This is a genomic window from Flavivirga aquatica (assembly GCF_001747085.1).
GTDB classification, from domain to species: Bacteria; Bacteroidota; Bacteroidia; order Flavobacteriales; family Flavobacteriaceae; genus Algibacter_C; species Algibacter_C aquatica.
Genome location: NZ_MDJD01000007.1, coordinates 451,492 through 470,714, shown reverse-complemented (window position 1 = coordinate 470,714; position 19,223 = coordinate 451,492). Strand labels below are relative to the sequence as shown.

At 31.6% G+C, this 19,223-nt stretch carries 11 protein-coding genes; 9 read left to right on the top strand and 2 right to left on the bottom strand.

Going from position 1 to position 19,223, the window contains the following annotated elements; genetic code table 11:
- Window positions 1-259: 259 nt before the first annotated feature.
- A complete protein-coding gene (gltB, locus tag A8C32_RS02625) occupies window positions 260-4,774 on the top strand; it encodes a glutamate synthase large subunit (protein ID WP_240491672.1) in 4,515 nt (1,504 codons plus the stop codon).
- Between the two features lie 4 nt (window positions 4,775-4,778).
- Window positions 4,779-6,242 carry a glutamate synthase subunit beta gene (locus A8C32_RS02620; protein WP_069828891.1) on the top strand — a complete coding sequence of 488 codons (1,464 nt, stop codon included), beginning with the start codon at window positions 4,779-4,781 and terminating at the stop codon, window positions 6,240-6,242.
- Window positions 6,243-6,336: 94 nt separating this feature from the next.
- Here the strand turns inward: A8C32_RS02620 and fbp are convergent, their stop codons facing one another.
- A complete protein-coding gene (gene fbp, locus A8C32_RS02615) occupies window positions 6,337-7,341 on the bottom strand; it encodes a class 1 fructose-bisphosphatase (RefSeq protein ID WP_069828890.1) in 1,005 nt (334 codons plus the stop codon).
- 123 nt (window positions 7,342-7,464) lie between these two features.
- Here fbp and A8C32_RS02610 point away from each other — a divergent pair, with 123 nt between their 5' ends.
- From A8C32_RS02610 to A8C32_RS02595, 4 genes are all read left to right on the top strand, one after another.
- The gene (locus tag A8C32_RS02610) at window positions 7,465-7,944 is read left to right on the top strand and encodes a GNAT family N-acetyltransferase (RefSeq protein WP_069828889.1); all 480 of its coding nucleotides are present in this window, start codon (window positions 7,465-7,467) and stop codon (window positions 7,942-7,944) included.
- Between the two features lies 1 nt (window position 7,945).
- Window positions 7,946-9,196, top strand: coding sequence for an aspartate kinase (locus A8C32_RS02605; protein ID WP_069828888.1), 1,251 nt, complete (start codon window positions 7,946-7,948; stop codon window positions 9,194-9,196).
- 21 nt (window positions 9,197-9,217) lie between these two features.
- On the top strand, window positions 9,218-11,047 hold the full coding sequence (locus A8C32_RS02600; protein WP_069828887.1) for a GNAT family N-acyltransferase: 1,830 nt from the start codon (window positions 9,218-9,220) through the stop codon (window positions 11,045-11,047).
- A gap of 201 nt (window positions 11,048-11,248) precedes the next feature.
- On the top strand, window positions 11,249-12,172 hold the full coding sequence (locus tag A8C32_RS02595) for a M28 family peptidase (RefSeq protein ID WP_069828886.1): 924 nt from the start codon (window positions 11,249-11,251) through the stop codon (window positions 12,170-12,172).
- Between the two features lie 182 nt (window positions 12,173-12,354).
- Here the strand turns inward: A8C32_RS02595 and A8C32_RS02590 are convergent, their stop codons facing one another.
- Entirely contained in the window at window positions 12,355-15,777 is a 3,423-nt protein-coding gene (locus A8C32_RS02590) for a DUF8818 domain-containing protein (protein WP_069828885.1), read from the bottom strand.
- 352 nt (window positions 15,778-16,129) lie between these two features.
- On the opposite strand from A8C32_RS02590, the gene A8C32_RS02585 reads away from it, so the two are divergent.
- The 3 genes from A8C32_RS02585 (at window position 16,130) to A8C32_RS02575 (ending at window position 19,092) form a co-directional block, all read left to right on the top strand.
- Entirely contained in the window at window positions 16,130-16,891 is a 762-nt protein-coding gene (locus tag A8C32_RS02585) for an exodeoxyribonuclease III (protein WP_069828884.1), read from the top strand.
- A 42-nt stretch (window positions 16,892-16,933) separates the two neighbouring features.
- Window positions 16,934-17,893, top strand: coding sequence for an OmpA family protein (locus A8C32_RS02580; RefSeq protein WP_069829164.1), 960 nt, complete (start codon window positions 16,934-16,936; stop codon window positions 17,891-17,893).
- Window positions 17,894-18,054: 161 nt separating this feature from the next.
- On the top strand, window positions 18,055-19,092 hold the full coding sequence (locus tag A8C32_RS02575; RefSeq protein WP_069828883.1) for an aldo/keto reductase: 1,038 nt from the start codon (window positions 18,055-18,057) through the stop codon (window positions 19,090-19,092).
- The last annotated feature ends 131 nt before the right edge of the window (window positions 19,093-19,223 follow it).

Below are 19,223 nucleotides of genomic sequence, written 5' to 3'. Positions count from 1 at the left end.
TGTCAGTTTTTGCTACGATTTTATGATATTATTTTTATTAATGCAGTTTTTTGTTGGAGTTATTTCAGATATGTGCATTTATTGTTGAAATTAGCGTATTGAATATTTATTAATAAATAAGAGTAATATTGATATATAATTATTTTTATCTGGACTTATCGTTTAATATCGAAATAATGAAATACCATTTATTGTAATTTAAGTTCTAGTCCATATCTTAGCGCTCCAACTCAAGTTTTTAAACTAAAATTTGTTGATTATGCTGAAGAAACAAGGACTATATTTGCCAGAATTTGAACATGAAAACTGTGGCGCAGGTTTTATTTGTAATCTTAAAGGAGAGAAGACAAATCAAATTATCCACGATGCGTTAGAAATTCTAGTAAAATTAGAACACCGTGGTGGTGTAAGTGCTGATGGGAAAACTGGTGATGGTGCTGGTTTGTTAATAGATATCCCTCATGATTATTTTAAACGTGTATGCGAATTTGATATTCCTAATCAAAGAGAATATGCTGTAGGTATGGTGTTTTTACCTAAAGCATCAAACCAATACAAATTTTGTAAAATCACTTTTGAAGAAGAAATTAAAGCACAAGGGCTTTCTGTTTTAGGATGGAGAGAAGTTCCTGTTGATTCTTCTCAATTAGGAGAAATTGCATTAGCATCAGAACCTAACATAGAACAACTATTTATTGGGAAAACAGATGCTATTAGTGAAGCAGACTTCAAAGCAAAACTATACGCAGCTCGTAAAATTACGGAACATACTATTAGAGAATCTAAAACTTCTGAGAGTAGTTATTTTTATGTGCCAAGTTTATCAAACACAACCTTAATATATAAAGGTATTATAATGCCTGAGGATATTGGGCCTTATTATACAGATTTACAACAAATAGATTTGGTGACTAGACTCGCTTTAGTACATCAACGTTTTTCAACTAACACAATGCCTACATGGGAACTAGCACAACCGTTCCGTTTTATGTGTCAAAATGGTGAGATTAACACCTTACGTGGAAATGTTAGTAGAATGCGTGTGCGTGAAGAAATCATGAAAAGTGATGTATTCGGTTCGCAAATAGATAAGTTATTCCCAATTATTTTACCAGGAAAGTCAGACTCTGCTTCTATGGATATGGTTGTTGAATTGTTAACACATACAGGAAGATCATTACCAGAAATTATGATGATGATGATTCCTGAAGCTTGGGAAAAACACCAAACGATGTCCGAAGAACGTAAAGCGTTCTACGAGTATAATGCATGTATTATGGAACCATGGGATGGACCAGCTTCTGTTCCTTTTACAGATGGGGATTATGTTGGAGCTTTATTAGACCGTAATGGATTAAGACCTTCAAGATATACCGTTACTAAAAGTGGTAAGCTAATTATGTCTTCTGAAATTGGGGTAGTAAACGTTGAGCCAGAAGATGTAGAAAAACATGGTAGGTTAGAGCCAGGAAAAATGTTCTTGGTAGATATGAATAAAGGACGCATTATTGAGGATGAGGAGATTAAAAGTAAAATTGTTTCAGAAAGACCATATAAAGAATGGTTAGATCAAACAAGATTACATTTAAAAGATGTGCCTTATACGAATGAAACTTGTCCAATTGAGACTATCGATATCAAAACAAGACAACGTTTATTCAATTATACTTTTGAAGACATTCAAGAAGTTATTACTCCTATGGCTATTGTTGGTAAAGAAGCTTTAGGATCGATGGGTATCGATACACCTTTAGCAGTTTTATCAGATAGGCCTCAATTAATATCAAATTATTTTAAGCAATTATTTGCGCAAGTTACCAATCCACCTTTAGATGGAATTCGTGAAGAAATTGTAACAGATATTAGTTTAAATCTTGGTAAGGATAGAAATATCTTTAGTATTACTGAAAGACAATGTAGAAAACTAAGAATTCAAAATCCGGTTATTTCGAATGCCGATTTAGAAAAAATTAGAGCTATAAACATTGAGAGTTTCAAAGCTGAAACGATTGAAATATTATACCCAAAAGCACAAGGTCTTAATGGGTTAGAAGATGCTCTTGAAAATATTATTACTCAAATTGAAAAAGCATTAGAAAGAAAAACTAATATTATTATTCTTTCAGATAGAGGAGTAAATAAAGAATTCGCTCCTATACCTTGTTTATTAGCATGTTCTTATGTTAATCATCAATTAAATAGGCTACGTAAGCGTTCTAATTTCGATATTATTATTGAATCAGCAGAACCACGTGAGCCACATCATTTTGCTACATTATTTGGTTATGGAGCTAGTGCTGTTAATCCTTATATGGTAAATGAAATTATCCGTTCTCAAGTAAAAGAAGGTTTTATTACTGGAATGGACGAGCAAAAAGCTGTTGATAATTTCAATAAAGCCATAGGAAAAGGTATCTTAAAAGTGATGAACAAAATTGGAATTTCAACATTACATTCGTATAGAGGTTCTCAAATTTTTGAAATTGTTGGATTCAATTCTCAATTTGTTGAAAAATATTTCCCATATACTGCTTCAAGAATTGAAGGTATTGGATTATATGAAATTGAAAAAGAAATTAATGAGCGTTACAAATTAGCGTATCCAGATAGTACAATTGATAAACAGCTAGGATTAAATATTGGTGGAGATTATAGATGGAGACGTAACGGCGAACGCCACTTATTCAATCCAACAACCGTATCTAAACTACAACAAGCAGTTAGATTAAGTGATCAAAAAAGTTACAATGTTTACGCAAAAGCAATAAATGAGCAGTCAGAGAATTTAATGACCATTCGTGGGTTATTCGAATTTGATAACTTAGACCCTATTCCTTTAGATGAAGTAGAACCATGGACAGATATCGTAAAGCGCTTTAAAACAGGAGCCATGTCTTACGGGTCTATTTCTAGAGAAGCCCATGAAAACTTAGCCATTGCCATGAACCGTATTGGGGGAAAATCTAATTCTGGTGAAGGTGGAGAAGATAGAAAACGTTTTCAAAAAGATATAAACGGTGATAGCCGTAACTCAGCAATAAAACAAGTAGCCTCAGGTCGTTTTGGAGTAACTTCGCACTATTTAACTAATGCGAAAGAAATTCAAATTAAAATGGCTCAAGGTGCAAAACCTGGAGAAGGTGGACAATTGCCAGGTGAAAAAGTATTGCCATGGATTGCTGCAGCGCGTAATTCTACACCTTTTGTAGGGTTGATTTCACCGCCACCACATCACGATATTTATTCTATCGAAGATTTAGCACAATTAATTTACGATTTAAAAAATGCAAATCGCGAAGCACGAGTTAATGTTAAACTAGTATCAGAAGTAGGTGTTGGTACCATTGCAGCCGGTGTATCTAAAGCAAAAGCAGATGTTGTACTTATATCTGGATACGATGGTGGGACAGGAGCATCTCCACTAACTTCTTTAAAGCATGCAGGATTACCTTGGGAACTTGGTTTAGCAGAAGCACAGCAAACTTTAGTATTAAATAACTTAAGAAGTAGAATTGTTGTAGAATGTGATGGTCAATTAAAAACAGGTCGTGATGTTGCTATTGCTGCCTTGTTAGGTGCAGAAGAATTTGGTTTTGCTACCGCTCCTTTAGTAGCATCTGGATGTATAATGATGCGTAAGTGTCATTTAAATACCTGTCCAGTTGGTATCGCAACACAAGATAAAGAGTTGCGCAAAAACTTTAAAGGAACCCCAGAACACGTTATTAATTTCTTCTATTATATCGCTGAAGAATTAAGAGGTATTATGGCACAGTTAGGGTTTAGAACTTTAACTGAAATGGTTGGGCAAACGCATAAAATTAATGCAAACAAAGCCATTAAACACTATAAAGCAAAAGGCTTAGATTTATCTAGTATTCTACACAGACCAGAAGCATACAAATCATTAACGGTTAAGAATACAGAAAAACAAGACCATAACTTAGATAATGTTATTGATTTTCAAATATTGAAAGACTCTCATAGAGCGCTTTACAGAAAGGAAAAAACCAATTTAAATTACCCTATAAAGAATACAGATCGTTCTGTAGGCGCTATAGTAAGTAACGAGATTTCTAAAATATATGGTCATCTTGGTTTACCAGAAGATACTTTAAACATTAACTTCACAGGTTCTGCCGGACAAAGTTTTGGAGCTTTTGGAGCACATGGATTAACATTTACTGTAGAAGGAAATACAAATGATTATTTAGGTAAAGGATTATCTGGAGCTAAATTAATCATCAAAAAACCAGCTAAAGCAGATTTCATAGCAGAGAACAACATTATTGTAGGTAATGTATGTTTATTTGGAGCTGTTCAAGGAGAAGCTTATATTAATGGTATAGCAGGAGAACGTTTTGCAGTACGTAACTCAGGAGCAACAACAGTTGTTGAAGGTGTTGGAGATCATTGTTGTGAATATATGACTGGAGGTAAAGTGGTTGTTCTTGGAAGTACAGGAAGAAACTTTGCAGCAGGTATGAGTGGAGGTATTGCTTATGTTTATGATCCTGAAAATAAGTTCACAAACGGATTATGTAATACAGAAACTATTGAATTTGAAGATATCTTACCAGAAGATGCTGCAGATTTAAAAGGATTGATTGAGAAGCATGTTCTTTATACAGATAGTAATAAAGGGAAAGTACTGTTAGCAGATTGGGAAACTAGCTTAAGCAAATTTGTAAGAGTTATGCCAACAGAATACAAACGTGCTTTAATACGTTTAGAGACTGAAGAACAAATGGTAGAAGAATTAACAACAGCATAGTGTCATGGGAAAAGTAACAGGATTTAAAGAATTTGAAAGACAAGATGAAACATACACACCTGTAGAGGATCGTGTAAAACATTATAAAGAGTTTACAGTACCATTAAGTGATACCGAAATAACCAAACAAGGATCGCGTTGTATGGATTGTGGAATTCCATTTTGCCATAGTGGTTGTCCGCTAGGTAATTTAATTCCAGATTTTAATCATATGGTTCATCAAGGTGAATGGCAAAAAGCTTCTTGGATATTACATTCAACAAATAATTTCCCTGAGTTTACAGGGCGTTTATGCCCAGCACCATGTGAGAAATCTTGTGTACTAGGTATTATAGAAGATCCAGTATCTATAGAAAATATTGAAAAAAATATTGTTGAACGTGCCTTTAAAGAAGGTTGGATTAAACCACAACCACCAAAAACTAGAACAGGAAAAACTATTGCTGTAGTTGGTTCTGGTCCAGCAGGTTTAGCAGCAGCTCAACAATTAAACAGAGCAGGACATACGGTAACTGTTTTTGAAAGAGATGATGAAGTTGGTGGGTTACTACGTTACGGAATTCCTAATTTCAAAATGGAAAAAGGAATTATAGACCGTCGTGTTGCTATTTTAGAAGCTGAAGGTATCATGTTTAAAACCAATGTAAACGTTGGTGTAAATTATGATGTAGAAGCATTAAAAGCATTTGATTCTATAGTATTATGTGGTGGTGCTACGGAAAGACGTAGCTTACCAACGCCTGGTATTGATGCAGATGGTGTTGTACAGGCTATGGATTTCTTAACGGAACAAACTAAAGTTGTATTTGGTAAAGAAGTTAAAGATCAAGTTTTAGCAACAGATAAAAATGTTATTGTAATAGGTGGTGGTGATACAGGTTCAGATTGTATAGGAACGTCGAACCGTCATGGAGCAAAATCGGTAGTTAATTTTGAGATTATGCCGAAACCTCCTGGACATCGTTCGCCAACTACACCTTGGCCTTTTTGGCCATTACAGCTTAAAACATCGTCTTCTCACCAAGAAGGAGTTGAGCGTAACTGGTTAATAAATACTAAAGAATTTATTAAAGACGAAAACGGTAAATTAACAGCGTTAAAAACCGTAAAAGTAGAATGGAAAATGGTTCCTGGACAACGTCCTCAATTAATAGAAATTGAAGGTACCGAAAAGATATGGCCTTGTGACTTAGCTTTACTAGCACTTGGTTTTACAGGACCAGAAAGCACATTAGCCGATAAATTAGGTTTAGATAGAGATGATCGTTCTAACTATAAAGCAGAGTATGGTAAATACCAGACTAATGTTCCTAATATCTTTACAGCTGGTGATATGCGTCGAGGACAGTCTCTAATTGTTTGGGCAATATCAGAAGGTAGAGAAGCAGCACGTCAAGTAGATATTTACTTAATGGGGAAATCTAATTTACCAACTAAAAATGCAGCTGGTGATTTAGTAGCTATGTAAAACTATTATTTATTTAATATATTAAGTGTAAAAAAAATGCGAACCTTTTAAGGTTCGCATTTTTTATTATAATTAATTAGTATTTAAAATAGAATTAAGCATTCCTCATAAACATTTCAGCTTTTTCAACCATATTTTTACTTCCACAAATAAGTGGTACTCTTTGATGTAATTCTGTAGGTTCAATATCCATAATTCTTGTAAATCCATCACTAGCCCTTCCATTAGCCTGTTCAGCTAAGAAAGCCATAGGATTACACTCATATAACAAGCGTAATTTACCATTAGGGTTTTTAGAACTTTTAGGATACATATAAATACCGCCTTTAATCATATTTCTATGAAAATCGGAAACTAAAGAACCTATATATCTTGAGGTATATGGTCTATCGCCTTCTTCTTCCTGGCAATATTTAATATAATTTTTAACACCTTGAGGAAAATGAATATAATTTCCTTCGTTTACAGAATAGATCGTGCCATCTTTTGGAAATTGCATATTAGGATGCGATAAATAAAATGAACCTATAGCAGGATTCAATGTAAAGCCATTTACACCAGCACCGGTTGTATATACTAGCATAGTAGATGTACCATAAACGACATAACCTGCAGCTACTTGTTGATTTCCTTTTTGTAAAAAATCTTCCATTTTTACAGGAGTACCTACGGGAGTAACTCGTCTGTAAATTGAAAAAATAGTTCCTACAGAAACATTAACATCAATATTTGAAGAACCATCTAAAGGATCAATTAATACAACATATTTATTTTGATTATTTTCATCTTGACTATTTATAGCAATGAAATCATCTTCTTCTTCACTAGCAATTCCACAAACAATATTTCGATTTGTAAGTGTTTGGATAAACTTTTCATTAGCGTATACATCTAACTTTTGTTGATCTTCTCCTTGTATATTAGTATCTCCCGAAGCTCCAATAATATCAACTAAACCTGCTTTGTTAACTTCATGATTAACAACTTTGGCAGCTAATCGAATAGAATTGATAAGACTGGACAGTTCACCAGAAGAATATTTAAACGACGATTGGTTTTCAATAATAAATTCTCCAAGGGTTTGCTTTTTGTGGGCCATAAAGATATACGTTTTAATTCGTACAAATATCAATAAATTTTAACTAACTACAACGTTTTCGTTAAAGATAAATGTTATTAAATGATTCAACTTTAAACTATATTTGGATTAATTATAAGAATGATGATGTTTACAATTAGAAATGCCAAGAAAAATGATATGCTTGAAGTACTTCATTTAATTAATGAATTAGCAATTTTTGAAAAAGAGCCTGATGCTGTTGAAGTTACTGTTGAAGATCTAGAAAATGATGGATTTGGAGACCACCCTGAATTTCATTGTTTTGTCGCCGAAGTAAACTCTAAAATTGAAGGTATTGCTTTAGTTTATAAGCGCTATTCTACATGGAAAGGTAAAGCATTACATCTTGAAGATTTAATCGTTAGTCAATCAATGCGTGGCACAGGAATTGGGACAGCTCTTTTAGATGAAGTTATTAAATATGGACACCATTTAGGTGTTAAACGTATTAATTGGGAAGTTTTAGATTGGAATGAACCTGCTATTACATTTTATGAAAAAAAAGGTGCACGTGTTATGCGTGATTGGGACGTGGTTCAATTAAGTGAAGACGGTATCAAAAGTTATATAGCTAAATTATAATATGCAAATATTTAAATTTGGTGGAGCTTCAGTAAAAGATGCAAACAGTGTGAAGAATCTAGCTTCCATTTTGCAAAAGGTAGGCTATCTTAATACGCTTATAGTGGTTTCTGCTATGGGAAAAACTACTAATGCTATAGAAGGTCTTATTAAAAATTATTTTGAAAATAAGGCAGAATTGCAAAAGTCACTAGAAGGCATAAAGAAATATCACAATGACATTGTATTGGACTTATTTGATATAGAAAATCATGTTGCTTTAAAAAAAGTGAATACCCTTTTTGAAGAATTAAGCCTTTTTTTTAAAACAAATAAATCTCACAATTATAATTTTGTTTACGATCAAGTTATAGGTTACGGTGAATTAGTTTCAACTACTATTATAAGTGAATATTTAAATAGCATAGAAATAAAAAATAATTGGATAGATGTACGTAACCATATTAAAACAGACAGTTATTACAGAAGTGCCAATGTTAATTGGGAAGCTACACAACGTTTAATAACCTCTCAATTTAATATATCTACTTTAAATATCACACAAGGCTTTTTAGGTAGTGATACTAACAATTTCACAACCACACTTGGTAGAGAAGGTAGTGATTATACAGCAGCTATTTATGCGTATTGTTTAAATGTAGAGCAGGTTACTATTTGGAAAGATGTTCCAGGCGTTTTAAATGCAGATCCTCGTTATTTTGAGAGCGCACAACTGCTTAATAAAATATCTTATAGGGAGGCTATAGAATTAGCCTTTTATGGAGCCTCAGTAATTCATCCAAAAACATTACAACCTTTACAGGGAAAAGAAATACCTTTGCACGTAAAATCCTTTTTAAATCCAGAAGCACCTGGAACCAAAATAGGAAAAGATGTTATTTTAGATCCTATGATACCTTGTTTTATTATTAAGAAAAATCAAGTATTAATTTCATTATCATCTTTAGATTTTTCATACATTGTCGAACAAAATATTAGCGAAATTTTTAGTCTATTACATTTGTATAAAATGAAGGTAGATGTTATTCAAAATTCGGCTATTAGTTTTTCGGTTTGTGTAGACAATATCTATAATAACCTAGACAAATTATTACATCATTTAAAAGCAAAATTTAAAGTAACGTGTAATGAAAACGTATCACTTTATACCATTAGACATTACAATAAAAGTGCTATAAATGAAATAGAAACAGATAAGATCATATTATTAAAACAATTAACCCAGGAAACTGTTCAAATAGTGGCTAAATAACAATTTAGTACATTTACGCTTATGACCAAACCTCAAAATACAGGATTAGTAACCCCAAAAGAAGTTGCTAAAGCTATACAATTGAATAAGTATGGTTTTATAGGTACTTTTATTGGTTGGCTTTTAATGAAAGTTCTTAAGATATCAACTCTTAACAAGGTCTATAACCGAAATAAACATCTTAGTGAATTACCTTTTTTAAATGGCATATTAGATGAATTTCAAATTAAGTTTGAAATTCCAGAAGAAGATTTAAAACGTTTACCAAAAGACGGAGCTTATATTACTATTTCCAATCATCCACTTGGAGGAATTGATGGTATTTTGCTTTTAAAATTGATGCTTGAGCAACGTAAAGATTTTAAAATAATAGCAAACTTTTTACTTCATAGAATTGAGCCTTTAAAGCCTTACATTATGCCGGTAAACCCTTTTGAAGACAGGAAGGATGTAAAGTCTAGTATTGCAGGTTTTAAAAATTCTATCTTACATTTAAGAGAAGGACACCCTTTAGGTATTTTTCCTGCAGGAGAAGTATCTACTTATCGTGATGGAAAATTAGTAGTTGACAAACCATGGGAAGAAGCTGCTATGAAGCTTATAAAAAAAGCAGAAGTTCCTGTAGTTCCTATCTATTTTCACGCTAAGAATAGTAAGTTGTTTTATAAGCTTTCAAAAATAAGCGACACGTTTAGAACAGCTAAATTACCTTCAGAGTTATTAACGCAAAAGCGACGTGTTATAAAGGTTAGAATAGGAAAACCTATTTCTGTTGCAGCACAAAAAGAACATACAACACTTGGAGATTTTACAGAATTTTTAAGAAGAAAAACGTATATGTTATCCAATTCTTTTGAAGACAAATCCAAAATATTAGATAATATTTCGTCTACTTTAAAGACTCCAAAAACACCTAAAAATATTGTTACTCCTGTAGATGCAGTATTAATGGCTAAAGAGATTGATGCACTTAGAAAAAAAGATGGAAGGTTATTACAAAGTAAAAATTACGAAGTATTTCTAGCACCAGCAGAAAGTATTACAAATATACTTCATGAAATTGGTCGCTTACGTGAAATTACTTTTAGAGAGGTTGGAGAAGGTACTAATGAAGCTATAGATTTAGATACTTTTGATAGTTATTACCACCATATGTTTCTTTGGGACAATGAGAATAAAGTTATAGCTGGAGCTTATAGAATGGGTTTAGGGTCTAAAATTTTTGAACGTTATGGTATTGATGGTTTTTATTTACAAGATCTATTTAGGTTTGAACCAGAGCTTTATAAAATGATGAGTCAATCTATAGAAATGGGACGAGCCTTTATTATTAAAGACTATCAACAAAAACCAATGCCTTTATTTTTACTTTGGAAAGGTATAGTTCATACAACTTTACGTTTCCCAGAACACAAGTTTTTAATAGGAGGTGTAAGTATAAGTAATCAGTTTTCAAATTTCTCAAAATCATTAATGATTGAGTTTATGAAATCACATTACTACGACCCTTATTTGGCACAATATGTACACCCTAAAAAAGAGTTTAAAGTAAAACTTAAAGATGCCGATAAAGATTTTGTTTTTGATGCTACAGAAGCCGATTTAAATAAATTCGACAAGATCATTGACGAAATAGAGCCAGGTGCTTTACGCCTTCCAGTACTTCTTAAAAAGTATATTAAACAGAATGCGCGTTTGGTAGCATTTAATGTAGATCCGCTTTTTAATAATGCGGTAGATGGTTTAATGTATATTAAAATAGCGGACTTACCAGAAAGTACAGTGCGCCCAGTTATGGAAGAATTTCAAGAAGAATTAGAGCGAAAATTTGTGGAAAATAACGAGGATTAATTTCTTCTTTAGAGTTAAAAAAGAGTCAGAGTTATACAAGAAAATTTTTAAAGAATATCATCTTGATATATTTTAACTTTTTTATTAAAATCTAAAAGAAACATAACTTTTTAGATTATGCCTTTGGAATTACAATTTAAACCCGTTAATTAGCAATTTATTTTTGTAAGTTTAATCTTATTTTGACTCCAAATGTTCTTAATGAAAAATAACCCAGCCTACTTAATTGTTTTATTATGTCTTTTTTGTAATTCTATTAATGCTCAAAAAAAGACTAGTAGAGACAGTTTGTTCAATGAAACAGAATTATTAAAACATCTTAAATCATTATCATCTGATTCTTTCGAAGGAAGAAGAACAGGTACAAAAGGTGCTTCAAAAACTAAAGACTACATTATTAATCAATTTCATGCTTTAAAAGTTTCTCCGTTAGGAGATGATTATAAGCAATCTTTCTCTTTTTTTTATAGGTCAAAAAGGTACAACGCTGTAAATGTTTTGGGATTGATTAAAGGAACAGAACTACCAAATGAATATGTTGTTATTAGTGCACATTACGATCATGAAGGTATTAAACAAGGGGAAATATATAATGGAGCAGATGATAATGCTTCTGGGTTATGTGCTTTATTTAGTTTTGCAGAATATTTTAAGAACAATCCACCTAAGCATTCTGTAATTCTAGCTGCATTTGATGCCGAAGAATTGGGTTTACAAGGGTCTAAACACTTTGTAAAAAGTACTCTTGTTCCTTCTAAAGACATTGTTGTTAACCTAAATATGGATATGATTAGTAGGAGTGATAAAAACAAGTTATTTGCAGTTGGAACAGCTTTTAATAAAAGTTTAAAACATATTATTTTAAATTTTAAACATTCCGAAAAAATTAAACTTAGTTCTGGGCATGATGGATTTGATGGTTTGCAAAATTGGACATATTCATCAGATCATGCTAGTTTTTACAAAAAAGGTATTCCGTTTTTATATTTTGGAGTAGATGACCATGAAGATTATCATGAGCCAACAGATGACTATGAAAATATACATCCAAAGTTTTATGTAGAGTCAGTAAAGACTATCATTTCAGTTTTTGAAAAAGTTGATTATTCTGTTATTAGTCGTTAATTGAAATTTTTAAATGGAAAAACCAATTAGAAAATAAACGTACCCAATAAAGAACTGTGTTAAAAACATAGGTGATAAATGGTTAACATATAAATGTAAAATCTTATTACTAAACAGTTATTTATAGATGTTTTTTTAATGAACGAAAAAGAAAGTTTAACAGGTAACAATAGATAAAGGTTTTAAAAATAAGCTTTTAACTGTATAGAGCCAGAGTGGATAGTTTTACTAGTTTCGGTTTTCCTTCCAAAATAACTCAAGTTAAGATCTAAAAATTTGGTTAGTTTTTTTTGAGCCAACAAAGTCCATGTAAAATTTTTTCCTGGTTGTAAACCTTCAAGTAATTGATATGCTACAGGCGTATTGGCATCCCCTATATATTCATTAGAAAAATAATTGAATTCTCCATTTATAGCACTTTTGTGGTTATTAGCTAAAGTAAAAGAGAAGCCATATTTCTGTTGCTTTAGTGATTCTAGGTTTCCAATAGTATTGTCTTTACTGGCATACTGATAAAAAATATCAAAACTAGAATTATCGTTAAATAAGTACGATAATTTTGGGTTAAAACGAGTTTCATCAAAATTATAATTTTTACTTGTAAAGTTTTCACTAACACTTTCATTGTTATCAAAAGCAGAAAGCATATTAATTAGCCAATTTTCGGCTATTTTGTGATTAAAGTTTAGTTGATGGCTTTTTAAACTATTTTCAATAAAACCAATAGATAAAATGTTTCTTGTAGTGTTATCTAAGTAGGTATAAGATGTTGTATAACGTTGCTTTCCTCTGTTAAGAAATAATACATTTCTAAAATTTAATTGTAAACCAAGTTGGTCTTCCTCGTTATTTTCAAAAGGGTTTAAATTAAAACTATTTCCGTCTCGTTTTATTTTCCGATCTATTAAATAACTTGTTTGATTATAAAAATGAGACCAGAATTTTTTCGATTTACGCTTCGATACAGACCATTGAGCAGGGTTAATAGTTAACGTTTGACTTAGTCTATTTTGGTGTGTTTTAATAAACACTCTATTAGGCAAAAGCACTCGAATAAATTTACCTTGATCCTTAAATTGCGCTATTTCAAACTCTTCAAGTTCTTGAATGCCATTTGTATTGTAGTCAATCCATGTATAAGTACCTTGTCCAGCCTCAACTTCAACATAAGTGAAATCTTGTTGTGGTAAAGTACCAGAATTTGTTTCAAAAATAGTATTCCACTGGATTATTTGCTTAAAAAGCTTTTGATTAAATTGTAATCTGGAATTTAGAGATTGCTCATCTTCTATATCTTTGTCTTCACTTTTTAGAGTTCTATAATTAGCATATAGAGACAAATTAGTATTTTTATTTTTAATGAGTCTGGAATCTAAATAAAAGGTGTTTGATGTATTTACTTTTTGCAATTGGTTATTTCTAATACTATCATTAACTCGGTTTTTATAGCCAAATTGCACAAAGATATTAGTGCTATCTCCAACACCAAAAAAGACTTCGTAAGATTTAAATTTTTGACTTATAGAGGTTAACTCTTGAGTTGAAATGTCTTTTTGCTCATTATCTTCAATAGCCAATTTAGCACCTGTCCAATTTTTTTTCATGCTATAAGCAACACGGTTATAAGACCTTAAAAAAGTAGAGGTGCTTATATTTGAATTGGCACTTAAAAAGCTAGAATAGGATGAAATATTAAACTTGTTAAGGTGCAAGTTAATATTAGAAATATGTCTGTTACCATTAAAGCCATCGGAGAGGTTTAAATGTTCAAATTGATAATTAATAATTCCTTTTTTATTATGTATTATCCTAAAACCAGAGTTTAATAGTACTTGATCTCCTAGATTATTACCTATGCCATTAGAGTTAGATTGATCTAAATTCCAGTCCCTATTAAACTCAGGATTATAAAGACCTTCAATGTTTCTATAATCAGAAGAGATGTAATCACTATCAACATACACATCAAAATTCCAAAGACTATCTTTTTTAACAAGTGTTTGTTCAATATTTAATTTACCAGCAAATCCATCATTATCCTCATCATTATCAGACGAGAATAAATTTAAATCATTTTTACTACCAGAAGCTTCAAAACTAATACTCGTTTTTTCAGAAGGCTTATAGCTTCCATTAACAACAGCTATTTGTAACCTTGTAGGTGCTATTAATTGTACAATAGGCGCATAGCTTCCTTGAGAAATACCTACAAATTCGTAAATATTATTAATAGCATTAATACTACTTAAATTATAATCGCCTTGATTTTCTCCAACAAGAGAGAAGGTAACACGATACAATTCATCATCAGGGCTATTGGAAAACACAAAAGCTTCAACACCTCCAATAAGCTCTTTTTTATATAAAATTCTATTTTCGTTTAAAGCTTCTAATACTTCAGATGGAGCAACCATTAATGCTTTGTCATCACCAGCATTGGCTAATATTTGTACCTGCTCTTCAGATAAATTTTGTTGTAAAGGTTGGTTTTTAGCATCATTTTCAGAATAGACAGAAATACCAATATTTAATTTTTCACTTTTAAAATTTCCACCACCATAAGCTACAAAACGAGAATAATTACGTTCACTAAATTGATAATCTACAGTAATACGCATTTCAGAAGTGATAGGAAATGTCGAATTAAAAATAATTTCTCCAGCATTATAATCAATAATATAATCTTGATCCTCACCACGCTTTACCTCAATACCATTTACATAAACAGTTTCACTTCCAGAGACAATAAGAACAAATAACTCTCCATTTTGTCCCTGTAATTTATAAGGTCCTTGATTCCCTTCTTGAGCAGTAAATTGACTAGTTGTAAATTGTCCACGAACTATAGCACCAGCAGCAAATAAATTAGTTCTTTTTTCTTCTGAAGCTAAATTAAGGTTAAAGGATAACCCTTGAACACGTTTAGAAAAGCTTGAAAAATAAGAATCTGTATTTTGTAAATCAATATCACCAGCACGAATATTCCAACGATTGCTAAATAACTCAATAAAAACTTGATCAAATTCATCCAAACGCTGGCTATAACCACTTTCTTGCAACGGAATGTTTGCATCTTGTATAGAGGCTCTTAAAGAAACTTTATCATTTAGCTTTCCTGTAATTTGAAGATCCAATTCACTATTTAGCACAGAATTTTGATTATTACCAATAGTAACACCACGAGAAATACTTCCAGAAGTGGTTAGACCATCAAAAGGCGTAAAGGTTCTAGAACTGTTAGGTTGAGATAATTTATATAAAACTTGAGCATCACTATTATTTTCAACAATAATACTATCATCCAATAGTTTATAGGTTTTGGTTAAAAAGCTAGGAAATTTTAAATAGTCTATAGTAATAGAATCTGTATCAATCGTTTTTTTTAAAACGAGAAGTGCTTTAGTAAAATCAATACTATAAAATGTAGAATCTATAACAATTCCGTTTTTCTTTTTAATTTTAAAGTAGTTAGGGTTTATACTTATACTATCAATACGAATAGAATCTTTTACGACAACTTTTTTAGTTTTATAATTAGAAGTTTGGTTTTGCGCAATTCCGCAAAAACCAATTAAAAACATAAGAATGAATGTAAAAGACTTCATAGTATACTTAAACTACAAATAGCTTAAAATATTTTATTAATAGAATTCATTAAATCCGCATAATACTGAAAATAAACGTTTTAAGTTTGCTTAAAGAAACTTATAATTTTGTCTTTCTCGAGTCGATATTAAATTTGTTTTAGTGAAAACGACACTATCAAATAAAAATATATTTTTATTTGATAGTGTAAAAGTAACGTATTATTTATTTTAGCTGAAAGAAGCAGGGTTAATAATATAGATTATATTAAAAGGACTAGTTTTTATTTCTCAGAATGAAGTAAAAAGAGAAATAGAACACTATTCTTCCAATGGTATACTATAAAAATGACGATTCAATAAATTTATATAAATGAAAATTATATCCTATAACGTAAATGGCATTCGAGCAGCAATAAACAAAGGTTTTATAGATTGGCTTAAAGCTGCTAATCCAGATGTTATATGCTTGCAAGAAATTAAGGCTTTAAAAGAACAGTTAGATTTAAGTCTTTTTGAAGCAGCAGGTTATAAATACAATTATTGGTTTAGTGCTCAAAAAAAAGGATATAGTGGTGTTGCCATTTTAAGTAAAAAAGAACCTAAGCATATAGAGTATGGCACAGGTATTGAGTCAATGGATTTCGAAGGACGTAATATACGTGCAGATTTTGATGATTGTTCGGTAATGAGTTTGTATTTACCATCAGGAACAAATGATGCAAGATTAAATCATAAATTAGAATATATGAGTCTATTTCAAGACTATATAAATAATCTTAAAAAAGAGGTTCCAAACCTTGTTATATGTGGCGATTATAATATCTGTCATGAAGAAATAGATATACATAACCCTAAAATGAAAGGCGTTTCAGGATTTTTACCAGTAGAACGTGAGTGGATAGGTAGTTTTATCGATAGCGGGTTTATAGATTCATTCAGATATCTTAATCAAGAAGAGCAACAATACAGCTGGTGGAGTTATAGAGCAAACTCAAGAGCAAATAACAAAGGTTGGAGATTAGACTATGCCATGGTTTCAAAACCATTACAAGAAAATATAAAAAGAGCCGTTATACTCTCAGAAGCAGTACATAGCGATCATTGTCCTATTTTAGTAGAAATAGAAAAATAGTGTGTTTAATATAAAAAAGTAATAAAAATGAACCCAAATAAAATGATTAAAAAAAGCGTACTCGCATTATTTACCTTAACGATTTTAGCATCCTGTGTATCTCCAAAGGTGTATAAAGAATTAGAAGCTAAATATGCCGACTTAAAACAAGAAAACAAAAAACTTTCTACTGAGAATGAAGATCTTTTAAACGCTAAAAACACAGCCGAAAACGAATTAAATCAAATTCAAGCCGCCTACGATGAAGCAGTGACCGATCGAGATAAGCTACAAGCAGATTATAACGCAACAAAATCTAAATACGATAATTTAAAAGCTTCTTATAATGCTTTAGAAAAAAATAGTTCGGCATCTATAGCAGCAAATTCTAGAAAAAACAGAGAATTATTGGCTCAATTAGAAGCAAAAGAACAAGCCTTAACTAATGAGAACGCACGTTTAGAAAAACTTAAAAAAGAATTAGAAGAACGCTCTAATCGTGTAGCAGAATTAGAAAATGTAATCGCATCAAAAGATGCTGCAATGACAGCTTTAAAAGATGCCATTTCAAAAGCTTTAACAGATTTTGAAGGTAAAGGCTTAACAGTAGAGCAACGTGATGGTAAAGTATATGTATCTATGGAAAATAAATTACTGTTTAGTTCAGGAAGCTGGGCTGTAGGTACAGAAGGTAAAAGAGCAGTAAAACAATTAGGAAGCGTATTAGGAAATAATCCAGATATAGCAGTTTTAATTGAAGGGCATACAGATAATGAGCCATATAAAGGTAGCGGACAATTAAGCGGTAACTGGGATTTATCAACTAAACGTGCCACAGCTATTGTTAATATACTAAGAGAGAATACCTCAATAGTTCCAGAGAATTTAACAGCAGCAGGACGTGGTGAATTTGCGCCAATAGCATCTAATGATACTGCGGCGGGAAAAGCAAAAAACAGACGTATAGAAGTGATTTTAACACCTAAGTTAGATGAGTTATCTAAGTTACTAAACGATAATTAATACATGGGCGTTACCCAAGGGTCGCGCTTTTCGTTACAATCTTTTGCTCGTTCCTCTCAAAAGGATTTTCACTGCAATCGCTAACGCATAAAAAAAACCTCTAAAAGTTCTATTGAACCTTTAGAGGTTTTTTATCTTTACACTTAGTCAAAAAATAAAAAATGAAGTACACAACATTACCAAATACCAACATAAAAGTTAGTAAAATATGCTTAGGTTCTATGACTTGGGGAAACCAAAATATAGAAGTAGAAGGCCATGCGCAATTAGATTATGCCTTAGGTCAAGGTGTTAATTTTATAGACACAGCAGAATTATATCCAGTTCCAGCAACAGCAGAAACACAAGGAAAAACCAGCAAAATTATAGGTACATGGTTAAAGAAAACGGGAAACAGAGATAAAGTTATTATAGCTTCTAAAATAGCAGGTCCTGGCGATTATACAGCACATATAAGAACCACGGGTTTTAGTCCAGAAGCTATAAAAGAAGCAGTAGATGCAGAATTAAAACGTTTACAGACAGATTACATAGATTTATATCAATTACACTGGCCAGAGCGACAAACCAATACTTTTGGAGTTAGAGATTATAAACACAATCCATCAGATAATTGGAAAGATAATTTTAATGAAATTCTCAATACTGTAGATGGGATTATAAAAACAGGAAAAATAAGATATGTAGGTATGTCTAACGAAAAAGCTTGGGGAGCCATGCGTTACCTAGAAGAATCTAGAAAGAATAGCTTACCTCGAATGATAACTACTCAAAATGCATACTCTATGTTAAATCGTGTTTACGAAGGCGATATGGCAGAAGTTTCTATGCGAGAAAATCTAGGTTTATTAGCTTATTCACCAATGGCATTTGGTGTGCTTTCAGGAAAATACATAAAAGGGAATGCAGCAGATAATGCTAGATTAAAATTATTCCCAAGATTTGCTCGATATAGCAGTGAACAATCAACGGAAGCAACAAAGCAGTATTTAAAGCTAGCAGAAGATAATAATATGACTTTAGCACAAATGTCACTAGCATTTGTAACTCAACAACCTTTTGTAACAAGTAATATTATTGGAGCAACTAATTTAGAACAACTTAAAGAAAATATTGATAGTATAAATATTATTTTAAGTGAAGATATTCTGGAGCAGATTAATGCTATACATGCTGCGATCCCTAATCCAGCACCCTAATATTTTCTTATACGGCAAAACAGTTTAATGTCGTTTTCGTAAAAAGAATATCTATGATATAAAAATCGGGCAAGTTTTTTAAAACCTGCCCGATTTTTATTAAAGCATATTTAATGCTAATAAAGAAGACG